This window comes from Tessaracoccus palaemonis (assembly GCF_019316905.1).
Taxonomy (GTDB): domain Bacteria; phylum Actinomycetota; class Actinomycetes; order Propionibacteriales; family Propionibacteriaceae; genus Arachnia; species Arachnia palaemonis.
This window is the reverse complement of the sequence record NZ_CP079216.1, coordinates 2,942,309-2,968,598: the sequence shown is the minus strand read 5'-3', so window position 1 is coordinate 2,968,598 and position 26,290 is coordinate 2,942,309. Positions and strand designations below refer to the sequence as shown.

General features: G+C 68.5%; 19 protein-coding genes and 1 pseudogene. 12 read left to right on the top strand and 8 right to left on the bottom strand.

Translation table 11 applies throughout. The annotated features are described in order from the left end of the window. Nucleotide 1 precedes the first annotated feature (1 nt). The 3 genes and pseudogenes from KDB89_RS13430 to KDB89_RS13420 all read right to left on the bottom strand — a co-directional run. Nucleotides 2–1,096 (bottom strand): annotated as a pseudogene (locus KDB89_RS13430) (TadA family conjugal transfer-associated ATPase); the annotation flags it as partial. Next, nucleotides 1,093–1,887: a CpaE/TadZ family protein gene (locus tag KDB89_RS13425; RefSeq protein WP_219081853.1), complete on the bottom strand. Its 795-nt coding sequence runs from the start codon at nucleotides 1,885–1,887 to the stop codon at nucleotides 1,093–1,095. The pseudogene KDB89_RS13430 and the gene KDB89_RS13425, both read right to left, overlap by 4 nt. Then, a complete protein-coding gene (locus KDB89_RS13420) occupies nucleotides 1,887–2,516 on the bottom strand; it encodes an SAF domain-containing protein (RefSeq protein WP_219081851.1) in 630 nt (209 codons plus the stop codon). Before KDB89_RS13420 ends, KDB89_RS13425 begins: the two co-directional genes overlap by 1 nt. Nucleotides 2,517–2,874: 358 nt before the next feature. Here KDB89_RS13420 and KDB89_RS13415 point away from each other — a divergent pair, with 358 nt between their 5' ends. The 4 genes from KDB89_RS13415 to KDB89_RS13400 all read left to right on the top strand — a co-directional run bounded on the left by KDB89_RS13415 (nucleotide 2,875) and on the right by KDB89_RS13400 (nucleotide 8,249). Beyond that, nucleotides 2,875–3,705, top strand: coding sequence for a hypothetical protein (locus tag KDB89_RS13415; RefSeq protein WP_219081849.1), 831 nt, complete (start codon nucleotides 2,875–2,877; stop codon nucleotides 3,703–3,705). Between the two features lie 77 nt (nucleotides 3,706–3,782). Beyond that, nucleotides 3,783–5,714, top strand: a complete 1,932-nt coding sequence (locus KDB89_RS13410) for a BCCT family transporter (protein ID WP_219081847.1) — start codon at nucleotides 3,783–3,785, stop codon at nucleotides 5,712–5,714. Nucleotides 5,715–5,790: 76 nt separating this feature from the next. Further along, on the top strand, nucleotides 5,791–6,843 hold the full coding sequence (locus KDB89_RS13405) for an NAD(P)-dependent alcohol dehydrogenase (RefSeq protein ID WP_219081846.1): 1,053 nt from the start codon (nucleotides 5,791–5,793) through the stop codon (nucleotides 6,841–6,843). Between the two features lie 92 nt (nucleotides 6,844–6,935). Further along, complete coding sequence (locus tag KDB89_RS13400; protein WP_219081844.1) at nucleotides 6,936–8,249, top strand: MFS transporter; 1,314 nt, start codon at nucleotides 6,936–6,938, stop codon at nucleotides 8,247–8,249. Nucleotide 8,250: 1 nt separating this feature from the next. On the opposite strand, the gene KDB89_RS13395 is transcribed toward KDB89_RS13400, so the two are convergent. Beyond that, nucleotides 8,251–9,228: a ribose-phosphate diphosphokinase gene (locus KDB89_RS13395; protein ID WP_219081842.1), complete on the bottom strand. Its 978-nt coding sequence runs from the start codon at nucleotides 9,226–9,228 to the stop codon at nucleotides 8,251–8,253. Nucleotides 9,229–9,408: 180 nt separating this feature from the next. On the opposite strand from KDB89_RS13395, the gene KDB89_RS13390 reads away from it, so the two are divergent. The 3 genes from KDB89_RS13390 to KDB89_RS13380 all read left to right on the top strand — a co-directional run bounded on the left by KDB89_RS13390 (nucleotide 9,409) and on the right by KDB89_RS13380 (nucleotide 13,655). Beyond that, nucleotides 9,409–10,749, top strand: coding sequence for a hemolysin family protein (locus KDB89_RS13390; RefSeq protein WP_219081840.1), 1,341 nt, complete (start codon nucleotides 9,409–9,411; stop codon nucleotides 10,747–10,749). Beyond that, nucleotides 10,746–11,789 (top strand): CNNM domain-containing protein, encoded by a 1,044-nt coding sequence (locus KDB89_RS13385; protein WP_219081838.1) that lies wholly within the window; start codon nucleotides 10,746–10,748, stop codon nucleotides 11,787–11,789. Before KDB89_RS13390 ends, KDB89_RS13385 begins: the two co-directional genes overlap by 4 nt. Before the next feature lie 156 nt (nucleotides 11,790–11,945). Then, the gene (locus tag KDB89_RS13380) at nucleotides 11,946–13,655 is read left to right on the top strand and encodes a long-chain-fatty-acid--CoA ligase (RefSeq protein WP_219081836.1); all 1,710 of its coding nucleotides are present in this window, start codon (nucleotides 11,946–11,948) and stop codon (nucleotides 13,653–13,655) included. Nucleotides 13,656–13,720: 65 nt separating this feature from the next. On the opposite strand, the gene mmsB is transcribed toward KDB89_RS13380, so the two are convergent. The 4 genes from mmsB to KDB89_RS13360 form a co-directional block, all read right to left on the bottom strand. After that, entirely contained in the window at nucleotides 13,721–14,896 is a 1,176-nt protein-coding gene (gene mmsB, locus KDB89_RS13375; protein ID WP_219081833.1) for a multiple monosaccharide ABC transporter permease, read from the bottom strand. Then, nucleotides 14,897–16,435 carry a multiple monosaccharide ABC transporter ATP-binding protein gene (gene mmsA, locus KDB89_RS13370; protein ID WP_219081831.1) on the bottom strand — a complete coding sequence of 513 codons (1,539 nt, stop codon included), beginning with the start codon at nucleotides 16,433–16,435 and terminating at the stop codon, nucleotides 14,897–14,899. 88 nt (nucleotides 16,436–16,523) lie between these two features. Then, the gene (gene chvE / locus KDB89_RS13365; protein ID WP_219081829.1) at nucleotides 16,524–17,690 is read right to left on the bottom strand and encodes a multiple monosaccharide ABC transporter substrate-binding protein; all 1,167 of its coding nucleotides are present in this window, start codon (nucleotides 17,688–17,690) and stop codon (nucleotides 16,524–16,526) included. A gap of 691 nt (nucleotides 17,691–18,381) precedes the next feature. Further along, on the bottom strand, nucleotides 18,382–19,716 hold the full coding sequence (locus tag KDB89_RS13360; protein ID WP_369408086.1) for an MFS transporter: 1,335 nt from the start codon (nucleotides 19,714–19,716) through the stop codon (nucleotides 18,382–18,384). A gap of 215 nt (nucleotides 19,717–19,931) precedes the next feature. Between KDB89_RS13360 and KDB89_RS13355 the strand changes: the two genes are divergently transcribed. The 5 genes from KDB89_RS13355 (at nucleotide 19,932) to KDB89_RS13335 (ending at nucleotide 26,290) form a co-directional block, all read left to right on the top strand. Next, nucleotides 19,932–21,218: a citrate synthase gene (locus tag KDB89_RS13355; protein ID WP_219081827.1), complete on the top strand. Its 1,287-nt coding sequence runs from the start codon at nucleotides 19,932–19,934 to the stop codon at nucleotides 21,216–21,218. 170 nt (nucleotides 21,219–21,388) lie between these two features. Next, a complete protein-coding gene (locus KDB89_RS13350) occupies nucleotides 21,389–22,198 on the top strand; it encodes a hypothetical protein (RefSeq protein WP_219081826.1) in 810 nt (269 codons plus the stop codon). Nucleotides 22,199–22,221: 23 nt separating this feature from the next. After that, nucleotides 22,222–23,388: a DUF2207 domain-containing protein gene (locus tag KDB89_RS13345; protein ID WP_219081824.1), complete on the top strand. Its 1,167-nt coding sequence runs from the start codon at nucleotides 22,222–22,224 to the stop codon at nucleotides 23,386–23,388. 365 nt (nucleotides 23,389–23,753) lie between these two features. After that, the gene (locus KDB89_RS13340; RefSeq protein WP_219081822.1) at nucleotides 23,754–25,559 is read left to right on the top strand and encodes a glycosyltransferase family 2 protein; all 1,806 of its coding nucleotides are present in this window, start codon (nucleotides 23,754–23,756) and stop codon (nucleotides 25,557–25,559) included. Beyond that, nucleotides 25,556–26,290, top strand: a complete 735-nt coding sequence (locus KDB89_RS13335; RefSeq protein WP_219081820.1) for an efflux RND transporter periplasmic adaptor subunit — start codon at nucleotides 25,556–25,558, stop codon at nucleotides 26,288–26,290. The genes KDB89_RS13340 and KDB89_RS13335 overlap by 4 nt, the downstream gene beginning before the upstream one ends.

Genomic DNA, 26,290 nt, shown 5'->3' with positions numbered 1-26,290 from the left:
GTAAAGCGCTCGTGCCTGACTGCATGGCCTCGAACATCGCCCCTGCCTCTTCGCCGCGCACCTCGCCGACGACCAGCCGGGTGAGGTTCTGGCGCAGCGCCTCCGGGATCAGGTCGGCGACGGTGTAGGACCCGACGGCGGCGCCCCCCGAGTTTTCGCCCATTCCGACCCTGGCCTGCAGCGCCAGCACGTTCGGACGGTTGGCGAGCAGGTGGGTGAGCAGTTCGTAGTCCGTCTCAAGCGTCCCGAACCTCTCGTTGGGGTGGATGGCGGCGATCAGCGCCCGCAGCAGCGTCGTCTTGCCCGCGCCCTGGTCCCCGGAGATCACGATCGAGCGACGCGCGAGCACCGCGGCCTGCAGCAGCCGGGCGACGGAGGCGGGCAGCATGCCGTCCTCGGCGAGGTCGGCGAGGGTGACGTCGGTCAGCAGGTGCTGCCTGATGACGATGCTCGGGCGGAACGACAGCCCGAAGCCGATGGCGTGCAGCCGGAACCGGTTGCCCAGCGCCAGCGTCATCGTGGGGTGCAGGTCGTCGAACGGCCGTGGGGGAGCAGCCGTCTCCCCGAGGAAGCGGATGGCCTCGATCAGCTCCTCGTCGCTGTCTGCCACCGGAGGATGCGCGACCCGCCGCCCGTCGGAGTGCTGCACCCACACGTTGTCGTGCCCGTTGATCTCGATGTTCTCCGCGGTCTGCAGTTCGAACAGGGGCTGCAGCCGCCCATAGCCGAAGATGGCGTTCTCGACGGCGTCAGCATGCCGGTTCTCGAGGTCGATGGGCCACAGCGCCTCGCCCCTCTCACTCAGGGCCTGGGCGTGTGCGTGGACCACCGAGCGGATGATCGCGCGGCCGCGCACGCGACGGTCCTCCTCGGGCATCGGCCGCCCGTGGTCGCTCAGCCAGGCGTCCGCCGCTCTGGCAATGGCGTCGGCCGCCTCGCGGCGCAGCGGCACCACCAGCGCCCAGTCGACCGTGGGGACATCGCCGAGGACGGTGACGGTCGGGGTGGGGCCGGGCGACGGGAGGGCGACCGGGTCGTAGGTGACGCCCAGCTGGTTCAGGGCACCTGCGAGGGAGCCGATCTCGTCGACACTCATGCCGGGACCATCCCCGAGGCGCGCTCCCGGCCCCTAGCGAGGCGCTCCGAGATGACCCTGGCGTCGTCGCGGAGCGCGCCGAGCAGCCGTGACGAGGAGAAGTGGCGGGGCTCGTCCTCGCCGTCGCTCAGGACGGCCGCGGCGCGCGGATCCCAGGGCGGCCTGGCCCACACCGGGACGCCGAACTGGGCGGCGATCTCCCCGCTCGAGTATGGCCGGTCCGGGCCGACGACGGCGAGCCCCAGACCGACGGGCACCGGCAGCGAGGCCAGCTGGTCCGACAGCGTTGCGAGATGGATCCGCAGGCCGGCGAGCGACCGCAGTGACGACCGCACGCACACCACGACCGCGTCCGCCGAGGTGAGGAGCGCCAACGGGAGGCCGTGGTGGGTCACGCGGCCCGCGTCGACGATGACGTCGATACCGCGCCTGTCGAGCGAGGCGAAGGCCTCGCCCAGCGGTCCCCACACGTGTTCGAACAGGCGGGCGGTGCCGGCGGACGTGAAGCCCGGCAGGTGGCGACGCTGGGCATGGCCGTCCTGGTTGAGCGGTACGCAATGGCGCAGCAGGTCCGACTCCAGCGCTCCCGCCTCCCGATACACCTGCGCGAGCCCCACCAGCGACCGGCCTCCGGCGTCGAGCCCGCGGAGGTATCCGGCGAGCACGGCCTGTGACGGGTCTCGGTCGCAGTCGGCGAGCAGCACGTCGCGCGGCCAGCCGAGCGCGAGCCCCAGCGCTGTCGTCGTCGCGCCGGGCGAGCCAACGGGGGAACAGAGGACGAGAACAGCCATCACGCCACCCCTGTCACGACGACGGCCACCAGGTCGGTGGCCGCGAGCCGGGCCACCGTCGCGGCATCCGCGTCGGCCACGCGGATGTCGAGGGCGACGGTCACGCCGTCGTCGAGGAACACGGGCGACGAGGCGGCCGTGGCCTCGACGGCCGTGGTGTCCGCCTCGGCGAGCGACACGACCAGCAGCTCCGTGCCGGGGACCACCTCCGAGGCGGGCAGCCGGCCCGGCATGAGTTTGAGTCCCACCAGTCCCTGACCGTCGGGCAGCGGGTCGTCGCCGACGTGCCCGGGCAGCGGGAACGCGCCCGCCGGGAGGTCCGTGAGGGCGTGCTGGCCGACCATCTCGTCGATCCGTTCACCGTCGAGCGCCTGGGTCGCCAGGGTCTCGGGGACCTCGACCACCGTCAGCGACTCGCGCCCGATGACCTGGCCACGTGTGACGTCAGCTGCCATCGCGACCACGCTGCGGTGGTGCGTGTTGGCCGCGTACAGGCTGGCGGCGGCGATGCCGCCGAGGACGACGAGCAGGACCCCCAGCGCGATCAGCCGCGGGCTGCGCTGGGCTCGCAACTGGACCCCGTCCGGCCTCGCCGGCGCGGGTGTGGGTGGCCGCTGGGGTCTGTGCATCGTCGCTCCTCCCTTGGAGGCGAGAATCTACGTCCCGCAACGGGTCATTGCGCGGCCCTGCCGACGGCTGTTGACAACTTCCGGCATCCGGACGCCGAGACCGACGGCCGACAACGGGGTGCGCGGGCGTCGGTATCGGGGCAGCGTCGGCGAGTAGTGCCCGGCCGGCGAGGCTCCACTGCGCTCGGGGGCTGACGTCCGCAGGCGCACGTCCGGCTGAGCGGTTTGCGCAGCTGCTTCCTGGACGATCAATGTCCCCCTCCGCAGCAAGAATGGCTAGTCAGCCCCGTCCAACTTGACTTTCTGAGAATCCTGAGAGAATCTTGGTCCTCATCCACGACAGTCAGTAGGAGCAACCTTGCGCAGATGGATCGCAGCGGCCGCAACGGCTCTCGCCGTCGCCGTCGGATCCGTCACCGCACTGTCAGCACAGGCGCTGCCCGTCGCTCCGGAGCCCGTCGCGCCCATCACCGGCATCCCCGCACCCTGCGTCACCACGCACGCGTTCCCCGCCGACGACTCCATCTCCAGCATCAAGAAGAAGCTGACGAAGTACTACGGGTTCGAGCTGACCGGCTCCGGCTGGACCGAGGCCAACCGCGAGTCCATCCGCATCGTGTGGGAGACCATCGACGCGATGGAGTGCACGTCCTACATCGACGATCTGCAGGACAAGGTCGACGGCAACGTCGGCCTGAACGCGACGTCGATCAGCGGCTATGCCTGGGGCGACTGGAGCCTCACGAAGACCGGCAACGTCTCGTTCGACTTCACGAAGTTCAAGCAGGCCATCGCCGCCGACGACGAGGGTCGCCTGACCCGGCTCGTCGTCCACGAGCTCGCGCACGTGCTGAACTCCGACCGCTTTTCCAGCCCCGCCTACTGGAAGAAGTTCCTGGCTCTCTACGCGCAGGAGGGTCGCTTCTCGGACTACGCAGGCTCGTCGGTCACGGAGACCTGGGCCGACGTCGTCGGCTACTACGTCGGCCGCTGCGCGCTCAACAACCCCTATGACACGGGCCGCTACGACGCGTACTACGACTTCGTGAAGAAGAACGTCTTCGACGGCAAGGAGTTCGGCCCCGCCGCGGGCGAGACCTCCGACTGCAGCGTCCCCGACGAGGACGCAGAGACCCCCATGCCCGGCGCCGCCGACGGTTCGTGGCTCGAGGGGCTCTCCGGCGAGTAGCCGACCCCGCCGCGTCCGCGCGACGGGGCACCACCCGGCAGCGGGGCGAACAGCTGTGTGTCGACCCAAGGAGACGCATGTCCCCCCACTCTGGCAACGCCACGCCCGGACGCAACCGAGCCCGGGCCAAGGAGTTCCTGAGGGAGGTGAACTACCCCCACTCGATGCACCCGGCGCTCGTTCCGGGTGTCTCGATCGAGGACCAGCGCGTCCGCTACGGCGTCGACAGACGGCTCTTCGTCGTCGTCGGCACCCTGATCGTCGCCTTCATCGTGTGGGGCATCGCGGCCCCGACGGTCGTGCTGGACACGTCCAGCGCGGCGCTGGGCTGGGTCATGACGAACCTCGGCTGGGTGTTCAACTCGCTCGCCGCGGTGCTGATGGTGTTCCTGATCGTGCTCGCCTGCACGAGATACGGCCGCATCCCGCTCGGGCTCGACGGTGACAAGGCCGAATACTCGACAGCCTCGTGGACGGCGATGCTGTTCGCCGCGGGCATCGGCATCGGCATCATCTTCTTCGGCACGTACGAGCCGCTGTCGCACTACCTGTCGCCGCTGCCCGGCGCCTACAAGGCGGCCTCCGACGAGGCGCTGCGCGGCGCGCTCGTGACGTCCGCGTTCCACTGGGGCATCAACGCCTGGGCGATCTACGCCGTCGTCGGCCTCTCCGTGGCGTACGCGTCGTACCGCCGCGGCCGGGTGCCGCTCATGAGTTCCGTGCTGGCGCCGCTGTTCGGTGATCGGGGCACGACCACCAGCCTGCCGTCGCGCATCATCGACGGGTTGGCGATCATCGCCACGCTGTTCGGCACCGCCGCGTCGCTCGGCATCGGCGCTATGCAGATCGCGCACGGCACCGAGATCGTGACCGGGATCGGCACCACGGGCAACACCCTTGCGATGATGATCATCGTCCTGCTCACGATCGGCACGATCATCTCGGCCGTGTCGGGCATCGCCAAGGGCATCCGGATGCTGTCCAACATCAACATGATCCTCGCCGTCGGGCTGGCCATCTTCGTGTTCGTCGCCGGCCCCACCGCACTGCTCGCCAACCTCATCCCCGGCGTCATCACCGACTACATCGGCTCCCTGCCGTCGATGCTCAGCGCCAACATGGCTGACGGCGCGGCCACCGAGGAGTTCCTGTCGAGCTGGACGACGTTCTACTGGGCGTGGTGGGTCAGCTGGGCGCCCTTCGTCGGCGTCTTCGTCGCCAAGATCTCCCGCGGCCGCACCATCCGCCAGTTCGTGCTCGGCGTGCTGTTCATCCCCTCGACCATCATCGTGGTGGCCTTCGTGGTGCTCGGCGGCACCGCGATCTGGGTGCAGCGCACGTCGGGCACGCTCGCCCCTGACGGCACGGCGGCCAGCCTGCCTGCGCCCGAGTCGTCGATCTTCTCCGTCCTGGCCGAGCTGCCCGGCGGGGCCATCGTCGCCCCGGTCGTCGTGGTGATGCTCGCCGTGTTCTTCATCACGTCGGCCGACTCGGCTTCGCTGGTCAACTCGCAGTTCTCGCAGCGCGGGAACCCCGAGCCGAACCGGCTGATCACCGCCTTCTGGGCCGTGTGCATGGCCGGCATCGCGGTGGTCATCCTGATGTTCGGGGGGGCGAACGCGCTGCAGGGGCTGCAGAACCTCGTCGTGGTCGCGGCGTTGCCGTTCGCGGTGGTGCTGGTCGTGATGTGCGTGGCGATGGTCAGGGAGCTCCGCACCGACCCGCTGGCGATCCGCGACGAGTACGCCCGCATCGCCGTCACCGAGGCCGTCCGGCACGGCGTCGACGAGTACGGCGACGACTTCGCGTTGGCGGTCGAGCAGACCGACGTCGAGTCGTCCTACTCGGTGGCCGCGCACTTCGACTCCACCACCCAGGAACTCACGGAGTGGTACCAGCGCACGGACGAGGACGGCAACCCCGTCGGTTACGACTACGCGACCGGTGAGTATCTCGACGAGGGTCCCGGCGACGGGCCAGCGGAGGGTGATGGGAAGGATAATGCCTAGCCGGAGCCTGTTGCGGCGGCGAGGCGGCCCGATGGCCTAGTCTTGGGAGACCCGAGACTTCCACTGGAGGAACTCCATGCCTGAGGTTGCCGCCTACGCCGTCGACTCGCCCGACGGTCGTTTTCACCCGACCACCATCACCCGTCGCGAGCCCGGCCCCACCGACGTGTTCTTCGAGATCCGCTACGCCGGGATCTGCCACTCCGACATCCACACCGCCCGCGGCGAGTGGGGGCACACTGACTACCCGCTGGTCCCCGGCCACGAGATCGCCGGTGTGGTCATGAAGGTGGGCTCGGAGGTCACGAAGTTCCAGCCCGGCGACCGCGTCGGCGTCGGCTGCTTCGTCTACTCGTGCGGCGAGTGTGATCCCTGCCAGCGTGGCGAGGAGCAGTTCTGCACCTCCCGGCCGGGAACCGTCTGGACCTACGGCGGCCGCGACTGGGACGGCGTCCCGACCGCCGGCGGCTACTCGAAGGGCATCACCGTGGATCAGGACTACCTGATGCGGGTCCCCGAGACCATGGCGCTGGAGCACGCCGCCCCGCTGATGTGCGCCGGGATCACCACCTACAACCCGCTGAAGCGCTGGGGCGCGGGCCCGGGTAAGCGCGTCGGCATCGTCGGCCTGGGCGGGCTCGGCCACATGGGCGTGCAGTTCGCCGCCGCGCTGGGCGCCGAGACCATCGTGCTCAGCCGCACGCTGGCCAAGCGTGACGACAGCCTGCGCCTCGGCGCGACGGACCACGTCTCTACGCAGGACGCCGACCGCATGAAACAGCTACGCGGCAGTTTCGACATTATCTTGTCGACCATCTCCGACGGCATCGACCTCGACAAGATCCTCGGCCTGCTCAAGGCCCACGGCGTGCTGATCAACGTCGGGCTCCCCGAGAACCCGACGACGTTCTCGATCGGCACGCTGACCGGTCAGGCGCGCATCCTCGCCGGGTCGAACATCGGCGGCATCGCCGAGACCCAGCAGATGCTCGACTTCTGCGCGCAGCACAGCCTCGCGCCGATGATCGAGGTCATCGGGGCGGACCGGATCGATGAGGCCTACGACAACGTCGTGGCGTCGAAGGTGCGCTACCGCTACGTGATCGACGTCGCCACCATCGGAGACTGACCCCACCCCGTCGGCAACGGAGCGACCGGACGACAGCGCGACGGTGGGCGCGGGGGACAGCGGTGGCGTAGGGTGACCGCGGAGGTCGCACGTTGAACAGCTTCGCGCACAGCCGGATGGCATGGGTGGTGTGGGGGATCGGCGTCTTCGCGTACGCCGTGGCGGTGATGCACCGCGGGGCGCTCGGCGTCGCCGGACTCGAGGCCGCCGCCCACTTCGGCACCACGGCGGGCGTCGTGTCGACGTTCGTCGTCCTGCAGCTCGCCGTCTACGCCGTGGCGCAGGTGCCCGTCGGCGCCATGCTCGACCGGTTCGGTTCCCGCGCGATCATCACCACAGGGTCGCTGATCACGGGGGTCGCCCAGGTGCTCCTCGCCGTCGTCGACGACCTCCCGCTCGCCTACCTCGCCCGCATCCTGCTCGGCATCGGCGACGCCTGCATCTTCAACTCCGTCCTCCGGTTGCTGCCGCGCTGGTTCACGCCCCGCGCGGTACCCGTCCTGTCCCAGGTGACGGGCATGGCCGGGGCGGTCGGCCAGATCGCCGCCGTCGGCCTGGTCCTGCCGCTCATCCAGCACCTCGGCTGGACTCAGGGCCTCCTCGTCGCGACGATCAGCAGTGCCATCGCCGCCTCCATGGCGCTGCTGGGCATCCGCGACGCGCCGCCGGGGCAGGAGGCGAGCACCGTCGCTGACTCCTGGCGTGAGATGCCCCGCCAGGTGGCGGGCGTCCTGAAGCACCCGGCGACGCAGCTCGGGTTCTGGATCCACTTCACCTGTGGCTTCACCTACAACACCTTCGTGTTCATGTGGGGGATGCCGTATCTGGTGATCTCGCAGGGCCTGACGCAGCCCGTCGCCGGCGTGCTGTTCACGCTGCTGTCGGTCGCCGGCATGGTCGCGGGCCCCATCATCGGGACGCTGACGGCGCGCCACCCGCTGCGTCGCAGCACTCTCGCCCTCCTGGTCGTCGGCGCCCTCGTCGTCACCTGGACAGCGGTGCTGCTGTGGCCCGGCCGGGCGCCGCTGGCGCTGCTGGTCCTCCTGGTCCTCGTCATCGCCGTCGGCGGCCCGGGCACGGGCATCGGGTTCGACTTCCCCCGCACCTCCCTGCCGCACACGCGGCTCGGAGCCGCGAACGGCGTTGTCATCGCGGGCTCGTTCACCGGAAGCACCGTCCTGATCCTGCTGATGGGCGTGTTCCTCGATCTCATCTCCGGAGGACGAGGCAGCTACACGGCCGACGAGCTCCGGCTCGCCTGGACACTCCAGGCTCCGTTCTTCATCGTCGGCGTCGCGGGCATCCTGACCACCCGGAACGCGCTGCGCCGGCGCATGGCCGACGACGGCGTGATCGTGCCGACGTGGCGCGAGGTGGCGGATCGGATCCGACGATCCCGCTCCTGACTCAGAAGAGTCCCTCCGCCTCCGGGCGCGCATAGGAGGGGTCGACGTCGTTGAACAGCCGGCTGACCGACCGGCCGCGGTGGATCCGTCCGATCGCCTGGGCGAACAGCCGCGCGACGCTCAGCGTCGTCAGGCCGGGGAAGTCCTGGGGCGTCGGAACGGTGTCGGTGGTCACGACCTCCGAGATCCGTGCGTGCGACGTGAGCTTCTCGACGGCGTTGCCGGCGAACAGCCCGTGCGTGCAGGCGACCGAGATCTCCTCGCAGCCGAAGTCGCCCAGGCGGTTCACGATCTCGACGATCGACCCGCCGGTGGCGATCTCGTCGTCGAGCACGATGGCGCGCTTGCCGGCGACGTCGCCGACGATCGACTCGATGACCACGCGGTCATCGGCGAGTCGCTGCTTCGAGCCGGCCGCCACCGGCAGGCCGAGCTTCCGTGCGAGCAGGGTCGCCTGCTTGGCGTTGCCGAGGTCGGGGGAGACGATGACGGTGTTGCGCAGGTCCCGCTGCCGGAAGTGCTCGGCCAGCACCCCCAGGGCGGTCAGGTGGTCGACGGGCACGGAGAAGAAGCCGTGCACCTGCGGGGCGTGCAGCGCCATCGTGAGCACCCGGTCGACGCCGGCGGTGCTCAGCAGGTCCGCCACGAGACGGCCGCCCAGCGAGATCCGGGCCGCGTCCTTCTTGTCGGAACGTGCGTACGCGTAGTGCGGCATGACGGCGGTGATCTGGCCGGCCGACGCGCCGCGGGCCGCGTCGATCATCAGCAGGAGCTCCATCAGGTGCTCCTGCGTCGGGGGCACCAGCGGCTGGACGATGTAGACGTCGCGCTGGCGGCAGTTGGTCAGCAGTTGGGCCTGGAGGCAGTCGTTGCTGAAGCGGGAGATCTTCGCGGGAGATCGGTCGATGCCCAGGTGGTCGCAGATGTCGTCGGCTAGCTGTGGATGGGCGGATCCGGAGAATACGACGATGCTCTTCACGGCCGGTTTCCCTTTCCTGGGGGTCGCCTGAAGCCTACCGACGATCGGATTCGCCGTCAGCGGATGGTCCGACGGGCGTTCCGCTTGGGACCTCGTGCGTCGGCCTGACATACTTTCCGGCATGCCTAGTACCACTGACTCGGAGGGCCATAAACGCAGCTCTGAGATGAGGGCCGCCTCGTGAGCCCTGTCGTCTCGCTGCTCGTCGGGATCGCGGTCGTCCTGCTGATCACCGCCGCCACAGCCTATTTCGTCGCCCAGGAGTTCGCCTACGTCGCCGTCGACAGGTCCCGGCTCGGGAGCCGCGCCGCGTCCGGCGACCAGCGGGCGGCCGCCACCCTCGACATCACCCGCCGCACCTCGTTCATGCTCTCCGGAGCCCAGTTGGGGATCACTGTCACCGGGCTGCTGGTCGGCTATGTCGCGGAGCCGCTGATCGGCCAGGCCATCGGCCACCTGATCTCGGGCGGTGCGCTCACCGCAGCGTCCGTCGCCATCGGCGGTTTCGTCGCCATCGCGTTCTCCACGTTCGTGCAGATGCTGATCGGCGAGCTGTTCCCCAAGAACTACGCCATCGCCCGGTCCGGTCCCGTCGCGGACGCGCTCACACCGTCGACGCGCGTCTACCTCGCCGTCTTCGGGCCCCTGATCTGGGTGTTCGACAAGGCCGCGGAGCTGCTGCTCCGTGCGCTGCGCATCGAGCCGGTGCACGACGTCGAGTCGGCGGTCTCGGCCACGGACCTCGAGCGCGTCGTCGCCGACTCGCGCGCCAGCGGCACCCTGCCCGACGACATCGGCACCGTCGTCGACCGCATCATCGACTTCCCCCGCCGCGACGTGGAGCACGCCATGGTCCCGCGGGTGAAGGTCGGCTTCATGCGGGCCTCCGACACCGTCGCCGACGTCCGGGCCGCGATGGCCACCGGCCACACCCGCTACCCCGTCCTCGACGACCGCGACCAGGTCGTCGGCGTCGTCGAACTGGTCGACGTGCTCGACCGGCCCGCCGACAGCACCGCCCGCATCACGACCGTAACCCGAACCGCGCTGCTGGTGCCGGCCGTCATGCCACTGCCCGACGCGCAGGTCGCCCTGCGCGACGCCGGCCTCGACCTCGCGTGCGTCATCGACGAGTTCGGCAGCTTCGTCGGCATCGTCACGCTGGAGGACCTCGTGGAGGAGATCGTCGGGGAGCTCGTCGACGAGCACGACATCGACCCGACGCCGTTCGACGACGAGTGGGAGCTCGCCGGCGACACCCCGGTCGACGAGGCCGAGCGCCGCATCGGCTTCAAGCTGCCCGAGGGCGACTACGAGACCATCTCGGGCCTGATCATCCATCAGGTCGGCGACCTGCCCGACGCCGGGCAGCGCGTCGAGCTGCACCTCGCGCCGACGCCCGCGCAGCTCGCCCTCGACCCCGACGCCCCCGAGCGCGTCGTGACCTTCGAGGTGCTGGAGGTGACCCGCCACGTGCCGTCGCGGGTCCGCATCGTCCAGGGCGAGGAGGTCTCCCGATGATCGCCCTGGAGACGAACGGCTGGACCGTCGCCTGGATCACGGTCCTGATCATCTTCCTCAGCGCCTGCTTCGTCGCGGCCGAGTTCGCCATGATGGCCGCGAAGCCGCACCGATTGGAGGAGCGCGCGACGACCGCGGCGGGTCGGGCCGCGCTCAAGAACTCGCACGAGTTGACGCTGGTGCTCGCAGGCGCACAGCTCGGCATCACCGTCTGCACGCTGGCGTTGGGCGCCATCACGAAGCCCGCGGTGCACCACGCGCTGATGCCGTTCCTGGAGCGCGGCATGTCGACGGTGGTCGCCGACGTGGTCGCGTTCGTGCTCGCGTTGGTCATTGTCACGTTCCTGCACCTCGTCGTCGGCGAGATGGCCCCGAAGTCGTGGGCCATCGCGCACCCGGAGCGGTCGTCGGTGTTGCTCGCTCTCCCGCTGCGCGGCTACATGTGGCTGACGCGCCCCGTCCTGAAGGCGATGAACGTCGCGGCGAACTGGATGGTGCGTCGGGCCGGCGCGGAGCCGACCGATGAGCTCACGCAGGGCCAGGACGCGGCCGGGCTCAGGCACCTTGTCGAGCACTCCGCGAACGTCGGGGCCCTCGACGGCGCCTATCAGGGGTCGCTCGCCTCGGTGCTGGCGCTCAGGGAGACGACGGTGCGGGAGATGCTGCCCGCGTCGCAGGTGCTGGCCGCCGTGCCCGTCGATGCGACGCTGGCCGACGTGCAGGCCACCACCCGGGCCACCCGTCACCTGCGGGTGCTCGTCCGCGACGGTGAGACCACCGTCGGGGTGGTGCATGTGCGCGACACCCTCCTGGAGCCCGACCTGTCCCGCCCCGCCACCGAGCTGATGCGTGAACCGGTCAAGCTGCCTGCCGACACGGGGCTCGCATCGGCGCTCGCCACCATCCGCGCGGAGCGCACGCAGCTGGCGATCGTGACCGACGGCGACGTCGAGCTGGGCGTGCTCACCTTCGAGGATGTGCTGCCCGGCCTGATGCCGTCGGCGCTCCTCGGCGACGCGGCCGCGACTCCGGCCCACTGAGTCGCGATGAGCACGACACACTGCTCATCGTCGGAATTGGTCGATGTGTTCGGTCACATTCGCGACGACAAGTGTGTCGTGCTCATCGCCGGATGGTGACGCGGCAGTCCACCTGAATGGACTCCGTCACGTCACTGGTCCTGACAGGATGGGTCCATGACCATTGACGACGACATGCCCCAACCCTGGGTGCGTCACTACCAGCCCGGGGTACCCGCACAGATCGAGTTGCCAACCGACTCGCTCGTGAGCCTCTACGAGCGCTCCGTGCGGGAGGCGGCAGACTCGATCGCGCTGGATTTCTTCGGCAGGACGACCACGTACGCCGAGTTGGGCGACCAGATCGAGCGCGCCGCCGAGGGGCTCCGACGCCTCGGCGTCAAGACCGGAGACCGCGTCGCGCTGATCCTGCCGAACTGCCCCCAGCATGTCGTCGCGTTCTATGCGGTGCAGCGACTCGGCGCGATCGTCGTCGAGCACAACCCGCTCTACACCGCCCGCGAGCTGCGCCACCTCTTCGAGGACCACGGCGCCCGCGTCGTCATCGCCTGGGACGCGGCGGTCTCGAAGCTACGCGAGCAACCTGCCGACGTGCAGCTCGACCACATCGTCGCGGTCAACCTCCTCAAGGCGTTCCCGACGGTGAAGCGCCTGGCGTTGCAGCTGCCCCTGAAGAAGCTCAGGGCGACCCGCGCGAAGCTCACGCAGCCTGCCCCCGGCACCATGTCCTGGGAGAAGCTGCTCAGCGCGCCGCGCATCGCGGCCGACCACCCCCGCCCCTCCGTGGACGACCTGGCCGTCATCCAGTACACCTCCGGCACGACGGGGCAGCCGAAGGGGGCGATGCTCACGCACTCGAACCTCTTCGCCAACGCGCGCCAGGGCGAGGCGTGGATGCACGGAGCCGAGTACCGCAAGGAGGTCTTCTACGCGATCCTGCCGATGTTCCACGCGTTCGGCATGACGCTGTTCATGACCTACGGCGTCCTCAAGCAGGCCCGCCTGGTGCTGTTCCCGTCGTTCGACGTCGACATGGTCCTCGACACGGCGAAGAAGACCCCGCCGACGGTGTACTGCGCCGTCCCGCCCATCTACGAGGCCACCGCCAAGCGGGCCAAGGAACGCGGGATCTCGCTGCGCTCGGCCAAGTACTGCATCTCGGGCGCCATGGCGCTGCAGGACGACATCGTAGAGCTGTGGGAGTCCGTCTCCGGCGGACTTCTCGTCGAGGGCTACGGCATGACGGAAGCCTCCCCGGTGTGCCTCGGCAACCCGTTCGCCGACACGCGCCGCACGGGCACGATCGGCGTACCGTTCCCGAGCACCTGGATGAAGGTCGTCGACCCCGACGACCCCACCGTCGAGGTCCTGCAGGGGGAGCGCGGCGAGCTTCTGATCCACGGCCCGCAGGTGTTCCAGGGCTACTGGATGAACGACGAGGAGACCACCAGGACGCTGCTGCCCGGCGGCTGGCTGCGCACCGGCGACGTCGTCACGGTCGACGAGGACGGCTTCACCACCATCGTCGACCGCGTGAAGGAGCTCATCATCACCGGCGGCTTCAACGTCTCGCCGTCGGAGGTGGAGCAGGTGCTGCTCGCCCACCCGAAGGTCAGGGCCGCGGCGGTCGTCGGGATGCCCAACGAGGAGGTCGGCGGCGAGCGCGTCATCGCGGCGATCCACCCGGAGGAGGGATCCGACGTGACCTACGCCGAGCTCCGCGCCTGGTGCAGGGAGCGACTGACCGGCTACAAGACGCCCCGCGAGTTCTACGTGGTGGGCGAGCTGCCCAAGTCGATGCTCGGCAAGGTGCTGCGCGCGCAGGTGAAGGAGCAGCTCGGCTCCCTCACCCCGCTGCCGCACTGACCTGACGACACGAAAAGGGGCGCCCCGTGGCCGAAGCCACGGGGCGCCCCTCCTGTGTTGCGGGATCAGGCCTTGGCGCTGACCGCGCGACGCTTGTTCCACACGTCGAACGCGACCGCGAGCAGGAGCACCAGGCCCTTGACGATCTGCTGCATGTACTGCTGGAAGCCCAGCAGCTGCATGCCGTTCGACATGACGGCCATCACCAGGCCACCGACCATGGCGCCGATGACGGTGCCGACACCACCGGTGACGGCCGCGCCACCGATGAAGCAGGCGGCGATGGCGTCGAGCTCGACGCCGTTACCGGCGGCCGGCTGCGCGCCGTTGGTACGCGACGAGAAGACGATGCCGGCGATGCCGGTCAGCAGGCCCATGTTCACGTACACCTGGAAGATGCGGCGCTTGACCTTGACGCCCGAGAGCATGGCGGCGTTGAGGTTGCCGCCGATCGCGAAGACGTGGCGGCCGTAGATCGTCGACTTCGACACGAACGAGTAGATCAGGACGAGCGCGGCGAGGATGATCAGCACGATCGGGAAGCCACGGCTCGTCGACAGCTTCCACATGAAGAACATGACGACGGCGGCGACCACGACGATCTTGATGATGAACAGCGGCATCGACTCGACGACCTGGTCGTAGCGGATGCGGGCGCGGCGGCTGCTCCACTGGGTCCAGGCGTAGCCGACGCAGCCGACGACACCGATCAGGATGGTGAACAGGTCGAACCCGTTGCCGCCTAACAGGCCGTTCAGGAAGCCGCTGGCGATCATCTGGTACTCGGGCGTCATGGGCGACAGCGAGACGTTGTTCAGGACCAGGAAGGTCATGCCGCGGAACAGGAGCATGCCCGACAGGGTCACGATGAAGCCCGGGATGCCGACGTAGGCGACCCAGAAGCCGTGCCAGATGCCGATCACGATGCCGACGGCGAGGCCGGCGAGGACGCCCACCCACCACGGCATGCTCTGCTTGATGACGAGCGTTGCGGAGACGGCGCCCACGAGGGCCATCACCGAGCCGACCGACAGGTCGATGTGCCCGACGACGATCACGAACAGCATGCCGATCGCGAGGATCAGGATGTAGGAGTACTGCAGCACCAGGTTCGACACGTTGTTGGGGGCGAGCAGTGTGCCCCCGGTCACGATCGTGAACAGGACCACGATGGCCACGAACGCGAACACGATGCCGCTCTGGCGGAGGTTCTTGGAGAAGATGTCCTTGATGGCGTTCATTTAGGCGACTTCCCTCTCTTTGGTCATGAGCTTCATGAGGCTCTCCTGAGTTGCTTCGCCCTTCGGCTGCTGTCCGGTGATCCGGCCGAAGGCGAGGGTGTAGATGCGGTCACAGATGCCGAGCAGCTCGGGCAGCTCCGACGAGATGACCACGACGGCCTTCCCGGCGTCGGCCAGCTGGTTGATGATCGTGTAGATCTCGTACTTGGCGCCGACGTCGATGCCGCGGGTGGGCTCGTCGAGGATCAGCACCTCTGGCTCGGTCATCATCCACTTGCTGAGGACGACCTTCTGCTGGTTGCCGCCGGACAGCTGTCCGACGATGCTCATCACGGAAGGCGTCTTGATCCGCATGGACTTGCGGTAGCTCTCGGCGATGCGGATCTCTTCGTTGGAGTTGACCGCGACGCCCTTGGTGATCTTCGGGAGCGACGCGGCGGAGATGTTGCGGCGGATGTCCTCGATCAGGTTCAGGCCGTAGCGCTTGCGGTCCTCCGTCGCGTAGGCGACGCCTGCGTTGATGGCCTGATCGACGCTGGTGAAGTCGACCTCCTTGCCGTGCAGGAACATCTTCCCGTCGACCTTCCGGCCGTAGGACTGCCCGAAGACGCTCATGGCGAGCTCGGTGCGTCCGGCGCCCATCAGGCCGGCGATGCCGACGATCTCGCCAGCGTGGACGTTGAAGCTCGCGGCGTCAGAGACCTTGCGGCCCGCCTGCGTCGGGTGCATGACCGTCCAGTTCTCGACCCTCAGGATCTCTCCGCCGATCTTCGGCTCGTGGTCCGGGTAGAGGTGCTCGAGATCACGACCGACCATGCCCTTGATGATGCGTTCCTGCGTCATGTCGGGCCCGCGCTCGATGGTCTCGATGGTCGAGCCGTCGCGGATGACCGTCGTGGAGTCGGCGATCGCGGTGATCTCGTTGAGCTTGTGGGAGATCATGATCGACGTGATCCCCTGCTCCTTGAGGTGGCGCAGCAGGTCAAGCAGGTGCGCGGAGTCGGAGTCGTTGAGGGCCGCGGTGGGCTCGTCGAGGATGAGCAGCTTCACGCGCTTGGAGAGGGCCTTGGCGATCTCCACGAGCTGCTGCTTGCCGACGCCGATCTGGTTGATCGGCGTGACCGGGTTCTCGTCCAGGCCGACGCGGGCGAGCAGCTTTGCCGCCTCCGCGTTGGTCTTGTGCCAGTCGATACGGCCGTTCGTCTTCTGCTCGTTGCCGAGGAAGATGTTCTCGGCGATCGACAGCAGCGGGACGAGCGCAAGCTCCTGGTGGATGATGACGATGCCTGCGTGCTCGGAGTCGTTGATCGACCCGAACTGGCACAGCTCGCCTTCGAAGTAGATCTCGCCCTCGTACGTGCCCGCGGGGTAGACGCCGGAGAGCACCTTCATGAGGGTGGACTTGCCCGCGCCGTTCTCGCCGCAGATCGCGTGGATCTCGCCCCGCTTGACCTTGAGGGTCACGTCGGAGAGCGCCTTGACACCCGGGAAGGTCTTGGTGATGTCGCGCATCTCCAGGATGAGGTTGGTGTCGTCCATGGGTTCCTGCCTTTCTCTGATGGGCCGTTGGCGCGGATGGCCCGGCTCCGGCAAGCGGAGACCGGGCCATCCGTGTCTATCGGTCAGATCAGGCGACGCCTGCGTCGATCTGGTCCTGGGTCCAGTAACCGGTGTCGACGAGGGCCTCGGTGATGTTGTCGGCCGTCACGGTGACGACGTCCAGGAGGTAGGAGGGAACAACCTTCACGCCGTTGTCGTAGTCGGTGGTGTTGTTGGCCTCGGGGTCATTGCCGGCGAGGAGGTCCTTGGCGGCGGTGACGGCCTGCTCGGCGAGCGTGCGGGTGTCCTTGAAGATGGTCGAGAACTGCACGCCGTCCTGGATGAGCTTGACGGAGGCGATCTCCGCGTCCTGGCCGGTGACGACGGGGAAGCCGTCGCTGATGGTGCCGGAGTAGCCGTTGTTCTGCAGGGCGGTGATGATGCCACGGGAGAGGCCGTCGTACGGGGAGAGGACCCCGTCGAGCTTGGTGCCGCCCTGGTAGTTGGCGGTCAGCAGATCCTCCATGCGCTTCTGGGCGGTCTCCTGCTGCCAGCGCAGGATGGCGGCCTGATCGAACTCGGTCTGCGTCGACGGAACGACCAGGACCCCGGAGTCGATGTAGGGCTGCAGGACGCTCATCGCGCCCTCCCAGAAGAAGGTGGCGTTGTTGTCATCGGGCGAGCCGGCGAAGAGCTCGACGTTGAAGGGGCCCTTCTCGCCGGTGTCCTTACCGTCGGCGTCGAGGATGCCGAGGCCGTTCAGCAGGGAGCTGCCCTGGGCAACGCCCACCTTGAAGTTGTCGAACGAGACGTAGAAGTCGACGTTCTTGCTGTCACGGATCAGACGGTCGTACGCGATGACCTTGATGCCCTGCGAGGCGGCGGTCTCCAGCTGGGTGGCGAGCGCGGTGCCGTCGATGGCGGCGACGATCAGGACGTTTGCGCCCTGCGTGATCATCTGGTCGATCTGCTGGCCCTGGGTCGGGATGTCGTCGTTGGCGTACTGCAGGTCGACGGTGAAGCCCGCGTCCTCCAGCTGCTGCTTCACCGCGTTGCCGTCGGCGATCCAGCGCTCCGAGGTCTGCGTGGGCATCGCCACGCCGACGCGGCCGCCCTCGGTTGCCGCCGCGGAGGTCTCGCCTCCCGTGGCGCTGGTGGTCGACGTGCTGGTGCCGGCGCCGCCGCCGGAGCAGGCAGCGAGCGACAGGGAGAGCGCAATGCCCGCCGCAGCCGCAACGATCTTCCTGAACTTCATTGTTCCTCCTGAGAACATAACGGATGTGCGGGGAGAAGGATGTGAACGTTCACATTGCTTGTGATACGGAACCCCTTTTGCCCCTTTGTGTGCGTGGACCCCTGGGTCTCGAAGCTGAGATGGAGAGGTCGAAGCGCCTACAACAGGTAGTATGTTTTGTTCGGCCCGGTTGGTCAAGCTGGATTGGTTGCGAAATGATAACGATCACATCGACGTGAGTTCCCCCGTTCACGGGGCCAGCACATCACACTGACGAGGCCACTTGCTGAGCGTGTCTTCGGGTTCCCTGAGCCTGCTCCGGTTCCCTGAGCCTGCTCCGGTTCCCTGAGCACTTCGACGGGCTCAGCACATGCTCGTCGAAGGGCGCCGAGCGGAGCGAGGTGCGTGACTGGGTGAGGCTGGGACCCTTCGACAGGCTCAGGGCGTCTCGACAGGCTCAACGACCCGGTTCCCTGAGCCCGCTCCGGTTCCCTGAGCTCGTCGAAGGGCGCCGAGCGGAGCGAGGCGGGTGACTGGGGTGAGGCTGGGACCCTTCGACAGGCTCAGGGCGTTTCGACAGGCTCAACGGCCCGGTTCCGTCGACGCGCCACCCTCGTCGACGGACGCTACCCCTGTCGACACATGCCACCGCCGTGGCGGTGGCATGCGTAGTGACGAGTAGCGTCGGCGCGTCAGGGTGGCGTCCGACAGCTCAGCCGACCGTCCGGTCGTGCTTCGGGGGCTCCTTGACGAACAGTGCGACGATCAGGCCCGCGAACAGGACCACGACGACGCCCAGGATGCCCCAGTGCTGCGACGTGGCTTCGCTCGAAGTTGTCACCGAGGCGCCGACGGCGATGGCCACGCCGAACAGGGCGGGGGCGAGGAAGCTCACAGCCCGTCCGGTCGTTGCGTAGAGGCCGAAGATCTCGCCGCTCATGCCCTCGGGGATCAGGCGGGTGAGGAAGCTGCGGCTGGCCGACTGCGCCGGGCCGACGAACAGGCACATCAGCAGGCCGAGGATCCAGAAGACGGGCTTGCCGCCGTCGTGCCACCAGAAGATGCCCAACCCGAACATCACCAGGCATGTCAGCGACACGAGGATGACGGGCTTGGGGCCGAGCTTGTCGTCGACCAGGCCGAACAGCATGGTGGCGATGCCGGCGACGACGTTGGCGGCCACGCCGAAGATCACGACCTCGCTGAACTCGAAGCCGAACGTGCCCTGCGCGAGGACGCCGCCGAAGGCGAACACGCCCGCGAGTCCGTCGCGGAACAGCGCGGAGGCGAGCAGGAAGAACACCGTGTTGGGGGCGGAGCGCCACAGGCGGCGGATCGAGGCGAAGAGCTCGCGGTAGGAACCGACGATGCCGAGCGACGGCGCGGGTACAACGGACCGCGCGCGGTCCTTCAGCGCGACGAAGATCGGGATGGTGAACACCAGCGTCCAGGCGCCGCAGATCAGCATGGCGGCACGGACGTCGGCGGCGGGGAAGTCGGAGCCGAGTACCGCGATGATGACGAGCAGGATCGTGATGCCGCCCAGGTAGCCCATGCCCCAGCCGAGCCCGCTGACGCGGCCGACGTTGTAGCGGGTGCTGACCTGGTCGATCGAGGCGTAGTAGTTGACGGCGGCGATCTCGGAGACGACATTGCCCGCGCCCAGCAGCACCGCGCCGACCAGGAAGTACTCGGGGGCCGGGGCGACGAACCACATGGCGGCGCAGATGGCGGCGAGCAGCCACGTCTGCCAGCGCAGGTTGAACATGCGGCGGCCGCTGCGGTCCGAGCCCTGTCCGAGGACCGGGGCGAGCACGGCGATGAGCAGTCCCGAGATGCCGGTGGCCCACGCCAGCTTCATCGACACCTCGTCGGTCTCGCCGAAAGCGGAACTGGTGAGGTAGACCGCGAACACGAACGTCGTGATGACGGTGTTGAACGGCTGCGTCCCCCAGTCCCACAGCGACCAGGCGAAGACCTTGCGTCGGGGAGCGGGGGTGGTCTTGAGAGCTCCGGGGCCCGCCTCGGGAGCGTGAATGTCGGTCACGCGCCAACCGTATCGGGTCACCCCGCGCGACGGCGTCAACGACGGCGGCGGGCATGGTAGCCCCCGAGTGACGAGGCATCCAGGGGATTCCCGGACGGGTTATGAAACCCCCGCGCGTCCGGATGCAGGGCTGTATGGTAGGGGTCGCCAATCAGCCGACAAGAACCATGGTCGGGTGCCAACGACAGCCGCCCGGCCCCATAGAAAGGCGCAGCATGACCGACTCCGGAGTCCTGAAGTACGGGGACCACGAACTCGACCTGCCGGTCGTCAAGGCCACGGACGGAAACGACGGACTGGACATCGGCAAGCTCCTGTCCACGACCGGCGTGACCACGCTGGATCCCGGTTTCGTGAACACCGCCTCGTGCACCTCCGAGATCACCTTCATCGACGGCGACGAGGGCATCCTCCGCTACCGTGGCTACCCGATCGAGCAGCTGGCAGAGAAGTCGACCTTCATCGAGGTCGCGTACCTCCTCATCTACGGCGAGCTGCCGACGGCCGAGGAGCTGGAGAGCTTCACGTCGAAGCTGACCCGTCGCATGCTGCTGGACGAGCGGATGCGCGAGCTGTTCCGGTGCTTCCCGCGCGGCGCGCACCCGATGGGTGTCCTCGCCGCCGGCGTGATGGCGCTCGGCGCGTTCAACCGCGACTACCTCGATCCGCACAATCCGGAACATGTCGAGGAGGCGAGCTTCCGCCTGCTGGGCTCGATGCCGACGCTGGCCGCCTACGCGTACAAGTCGAGCGTCGGCGAGCCGTTCCTCTACCCGCAGACCGGGCTCGGCTATGTCGAGAACTATCTGCGCCTGTCCTTCGGATACCCGACCGAGGACTACGAGATCAAGCCCGAGGTTGTCCGCGCGTTCGAGACGCTGTTCATCCTCCACGCCGACCACGAGCAGAACGCCTCCACCTCGACGGTCCGCCTCGTCGGATCCGCCGACGCGAACATCTACGCATCGGTCAGCTCCGGCGTCAACGCGCTGTCCGGCCCGCTGCACGGTGGCGCGAACCAGGCAGTGCTCGAGATGCTGCGCAAGATCAGCTCCTACGGCATGGACATCAAGGAGTTCGTGGCCAAGGTCAAGGACAAGGAGTCCGGCGTCAAGCTGATGGGCTTCGGGCACCGCGTATACAAGAACTACGACCCGCGCGCCAAGATCATCAAGGGGCACGCCGACACGCTGCTTCGCCAGTCCGGCAAGAACAACCACCTCCTCGAGATGGCTCTTGAGCTGGAGGAGACGGCGCTGAACGACGACTACTTCATCAGCCGCAAGCTGTACCCGAACGTCGACTTCTACACCGGCCTGATCTACGAGGCGATGGGCTTCCCGGCGCAGCACTTCACCGCCCTGTTCGCGCTCGGCCGCCTGCCTGGCTGGATCGCCCAGTGGCGCGAGGAGCACGACAACCCGAAGCGCAAGATCGGACGCCCGCGCCAGATCTACACCGGTCCGGCGCGTCGCGACTATCTGCCGATGGCCGAACGCTGACACCGTAGAGCTGACCCCCGGCTGACCGCCCGGCGCCAGGTTGGCGGCCAGGCGCCAACGATACTTCCGCGACGCCAACGATATTCACGCGAATATCGTTGGCGTCGGGTCATTTCGTTGGCGTCTGCCGGAGGTAGATTGAGGCTGTCTGTTTCGGGGCGGAGACAGGGATGCGCAAGGAGCTCGTGGGGACGGTGCTGCTGAGCCTCGTCCTGCTGGTCAGTCCGCTGGTCGCCAGTGTTCTCGTGGCCGGGCGGCTGCTACGCAGCGCTCCGGTGGGGACCGGGCTCGTCGTGGCGACATCGCCCGTGCTGCTGCGGGAGTCGAGCGACGGCCGGGGCCAGGCCGGGCTCGTCGAGGCAGGCGGCCTGGTCGCCCACACCGGAGTCATCTCCGGGGACTTGCTGCAGGTGATCAGCGGAGGCCGGATCTACTGGGTCACGAAGCGGAACACGACAGAGGCCGCCGGTTGGGGAAGTTGCCCCGGGATGAGTCTCGGTGGCGTGTCCTTCCCGGCGGGACGCGTGGGGCCCTCCACCCGTGCGGTACTCGCCATCGACGGCTCGGCGCCCGGCAGCTTCGCCCAGGTGAGCCTCTGGGTGCGACGACGGGGCGTGCCATGCGCCTTCTCGCTGGTTCGGACGGAGTCCGGCAGCGTCGGCCCGGGGTCGACGGCGAACCGTGGCCTCCCGTCGGGCGTCTACACCGTCGATCCGGGTCGGCGGGCGTGCCCCCGGGTGACGGCCCGCTGCGTCCGCTGGGGGATAGTGCCGGAGCCGACGGCCTCCGGAGGTTCCGCTTCACTGCGGCCACAGGCCGCCAGGCACGTCGTCGTGAACTTCTCGACGTTGAGGTGCCGCTCCGGACAGGGGCTGCTCAGGGCGAGTCGTCCGAACTCATCGTGGTGCGTCGCGCTCTCGAACAGGATGACCAGGGAGGCCATCGAGCACGGCGCGAACCTGATGGGGGTGCGGGCGTGAGCCGCTGAGGCCACAATGGGGCGATGGACTCCATGGATCTCGGATTCATCGTCATCGCGGTCGTCGTCAGTGCACTGCTCCTGATGCTCGGCGCTCTCAGCCGGAGGTTCTTCCACGACCGCATCTACGTCGGTGTCACGCCGGGGCTCACGCCGGTGGGCGGCCAGGCCGTGCGAGAGGACCGGGTCCAGCCGGGGCCGGAGTACGCCGGAACGGTCGCAGTCGCGTTCAGCCCGCCCCGCGGCCTGACCCCCGGGTTGGTCGGCACGGTGGTCGACGGCGTGGCGGAGATGCGCGACATCACGGCCACGATCGTCGACCTGGCCCGCCGCGGACATGTGGTGATCCGCGCCGTCGACGTGGACTCCCGCCGCGTCGACGATCCGCGGAAGAAGGCCCGCGACTGGGAGGTCAGCTACGCCGACGGCCCACCACCCGGCGACCCGCTGGAGCCGTTCGAGAAGCAACTGCTGCGTTCGCTGTTGGGCAAGGGCCGCACGGCCACCCGGGGGCCGGTCAGCGTGTCGTCGTGGGCGAAGCACCATCGGGAGGAGGTGCGACAGCTGCGTGACCACCTCTACGCCCAGACGGTGCGGCGGGGCTGGTACGCGAAGGACCCGCGGCCGCGTCGCGGTGGCTGCCTGCCGATACTCGGCATCGTGCTGGTGGTGCTGTGGTGTGTGGCGATGCTGCTGACCGGGTTCAGCTGGGTCAAGCTCGCTGCGGCGGTGCTCCTGATCGGATCTGCGGTCTTCGCGAGGGTGAGGTTCCGGCGCCGCGAGCCCCGCACGGCGCTCGGCACGGCAGTGCGTATCCAGGCGCTCGGCTTCAAGCAGTACCTCGCCACCGCGGAGGCGAAGCAGTTCAGCTTTGAGGAGGCGGCGGGCATCTTCAGCCGTTACCTCCCCTACGCGATCGTGTTCGGCGTCTCCGCGCACTGGGCGAAGGTCTTCGGCGAGGTGCTGGAGGCGCACGGAAACGAGATCGGCGCGGGCGACGCCGCGCTGATGGCCCTCGACGCGATGAGCCAGCTCGCCTGGTTCGACGCGGCAGGTGCCGGGCTCGACCTGCTGGACATCGGCGACGCGTTCGACGGTTTCGACATCGGCGACGCCATCGATGGGATCGGGGACCTCGCCGACGGCGTCGGCGATTTCATCTCCGGCCTGGACTTCCTCGACTTCGGCTAGCCGCGGGAAGACTCGCCGCCGGTGCGGCCGGCGTCCGCCGCACCCGCAGCCCAGCCGAGGCCGGGCTGACTGCGGACGCCAACGGTATTTCCGCGACGCCAACGTCAATTACCCGGAGGTCGATCGCGGTTCCCGTCGGCCGGCCGACCGAAACCACGATCCACCTCCGGCCCTTTCGACCGTACTACTCCGGGTCGGGGCAGAGTCACCCCTGAAGCGGGAGAAGTCAAGGGGGTGTCCACCGCTGTGGAACGCCCCCTCGCCATGCGCGCCCTGCGCGTGCACCATGGTGGTGTCAATCAGCGGTGCTTTGGCCCGCCGAACGACGTGGCCGAGGTCCACCGCCCGATGATCGGAGGTGGCCGATGGCCTCCCTGGTACACGACTACGCGTCGGTCGACGCGTTCGACGACGCGACGAGACGGGCCGCGACCCGCGAGACCTACTCGCCCGTCATGATCCTGCTCACGACGATCGCGACGATCGGCATCCTGTTCTACGGCTGGTTCCTCTTCAGCCCCGGACACCGCGGCGACGTGCTGCCCTGGCTGCTGGTCATCGTCTCCGAGACCATCCTGGTCATGCACGCGTTGGCGGGCATGTGGACGATCCTGGCGGGGCGGGAACGCCGCGACTGGACCTACTACGCCACCCGCACCGCCCTCTACGACCCCAGCGACCCGCGCGTCCTCGCCAATCCCGACGACCCCACCACCTGGCCCCTGCGGCTGGGGGGCCGGATCATCGACGTCGACGTGCTGATCACCGTCTACGGCGAGCCGCTCGACGTGATCCGCCGCACCGCGGAGGCCGCCATGGCCGTCCGCGGCCGACACAAGACGTGGATCCTCGACGACGGCCGCTCCGACGAGGTGCAGGCGCTGGCGTCCGAACTCGGCTGCCGCTACGTGCGACGCATGAGCTCCAGCGGAGCGAAGGCGGGCAACGTCAACAACGCGCTGACCATCGCCAAGGGTGAGTTCTTCGTCATCCTTGACGCCGACTTCGTCCCCCTGCCCGGCCTCCTGGAGGAGACTCTGCCGTTCTTCGAGGACTCGACGGTCGCGTTCGTGCAGACCCCGCAGACGTACGGCAACCTGCACAACTTCATCTCCCGCGGCGCCGGCTACATGCAGACGATGTTCTACCGCTTCGTGCAGCCCGGCCGGAACTCTTTCAACGCCGCCTTCTGCGTGGGCACCAACGTGGTGTTCCGCCGCGCGGCCGTCGACGACATCGGCGGCATCTACACCGACTCCAAGTCCGAGGACGTCTGGACGTCGCTCACGCTGCACGGCCGCGGCTGGCGGTCGATCTTCCTGCCCGTCACGCTGGCGATCGGCGACGCCCCCGACACCATCGAGGGCTACTCGAAGCAGCAGCTCCGCTGGGCCACCGGCGGCTTCGAGATCCTGTTCACCAGCAACCCGCTGATCACCAGGCGGCGCCTCTCTCTCGACCAGCGGCTGATGTACTTCGTCACGGCCACGCACTACCTCACCGGCATCGTGCCCGGCCTGCTGCTCTTCGTCCCGGCGCTGGAGATCTTCTTCGACCTCCGGCCGGTGTCGATGGACATCGGCATCTGGCAGTGGTTCCTGGCCTACTCGGGCTTCTACCTGCTGCAGGTCGTGCTGGCGTTCTTCACGCTCGGCTCGTTCCGCTGGGAGGTGCTGATGCTCTCCGCCGCGTCTTTCCCGATCTACATGTTGGCGTTCTTCAACGTCGTGATCGGCCGCGACCAGGCCTGGAGCGTGACCGGCGCGAAGAAGGGCGCGGCGTCGCCGTTCAACTTCATCTTCGTGCAGGTCACCACCTTCGTGTTCCTGCTCGCCACCACCTGCGTCGGCGTCTGGCGCGACCTCCTCAACTCCCAGCTCACCATCGCCACCGTCTGGTGCGGCATCAACACCGTGATCCTGGGGGCGTTCATCCTCGTCGCGTTCGACGAGGCCCGCAGCCTCCGCAGGGGCACCGCCGAGGCCGAGGCGATGGACGCGAAGTCCGTCGCCCTCAGCGAGTTCCTCGGCGCGCCCGAGCCGCGCAGCACCCCTTACACGCGGGTCCGCGACGAGCTCGCCGCCCGCGCCGTCGAGCTCGACGAGGCCGCCCCCAGCCGCGCCCTGAACACCTACGTCACCGTGCCTCTCGTGAAGGAGCCCGTGAAATGACCTGGACCAACCGACTCAGACTCGCAGCCACCCTGCTCGTGACCCTCGTGGTCATCGCGGCGCTGGTGGTCATCTTCAACCAGCGCCAGCACACCATCGCGTCGACGTCGGCGACGATCGTCGCGCCCAGCGTGACGGTCGCGTCGAACTACGACGGCACGGTCATCCGCAGCTTCGTCGACGTCGGCAGCGACGTGACGAAGGGCGAGAAGCTGTTCGAGGTCAGCAGCGTCTCGCTGCAGCAGGACCTGGCAAACGAGGTGAAGATCGCCGACTCCGACGCCCTTCGCGTCGACGAGGAGACCGGGACCCTGACCTACCTCGCGACCACAGACGGAACCGTCACGCAGATCGACGCGGAGCCCGGGAGCTACCTCGGCGCGACCCAGCCGCTGGCGGTCATCACGGGCGAGAGCGGCCGCGTCGTCGAAGCGCAGTACACGCTCACCCCGGGGCAGTACGGCCTGATCGACCGGGGCGCGACCGTGGAGCTGTCGCTGCCGGACGACTCCACCGTGATGGGCGAGGTCGACTCGGCCGTCGTCGAGACCGTCGAGGGCAAGGCCGTCGTCACGGTGCGGGTCACCAGCGACGAGCTCAACGACCGCGACCTCAACCTCGTCGCGACCGACGGGGCCCCCGTCAGCGCCGTGATCCAGCTCCGCGACGAGGGGGTCTTCGCCGGCCCCACCGACGCCCTGAGGTCCTTCGTGCGGAAGGTGGGCCTGTGA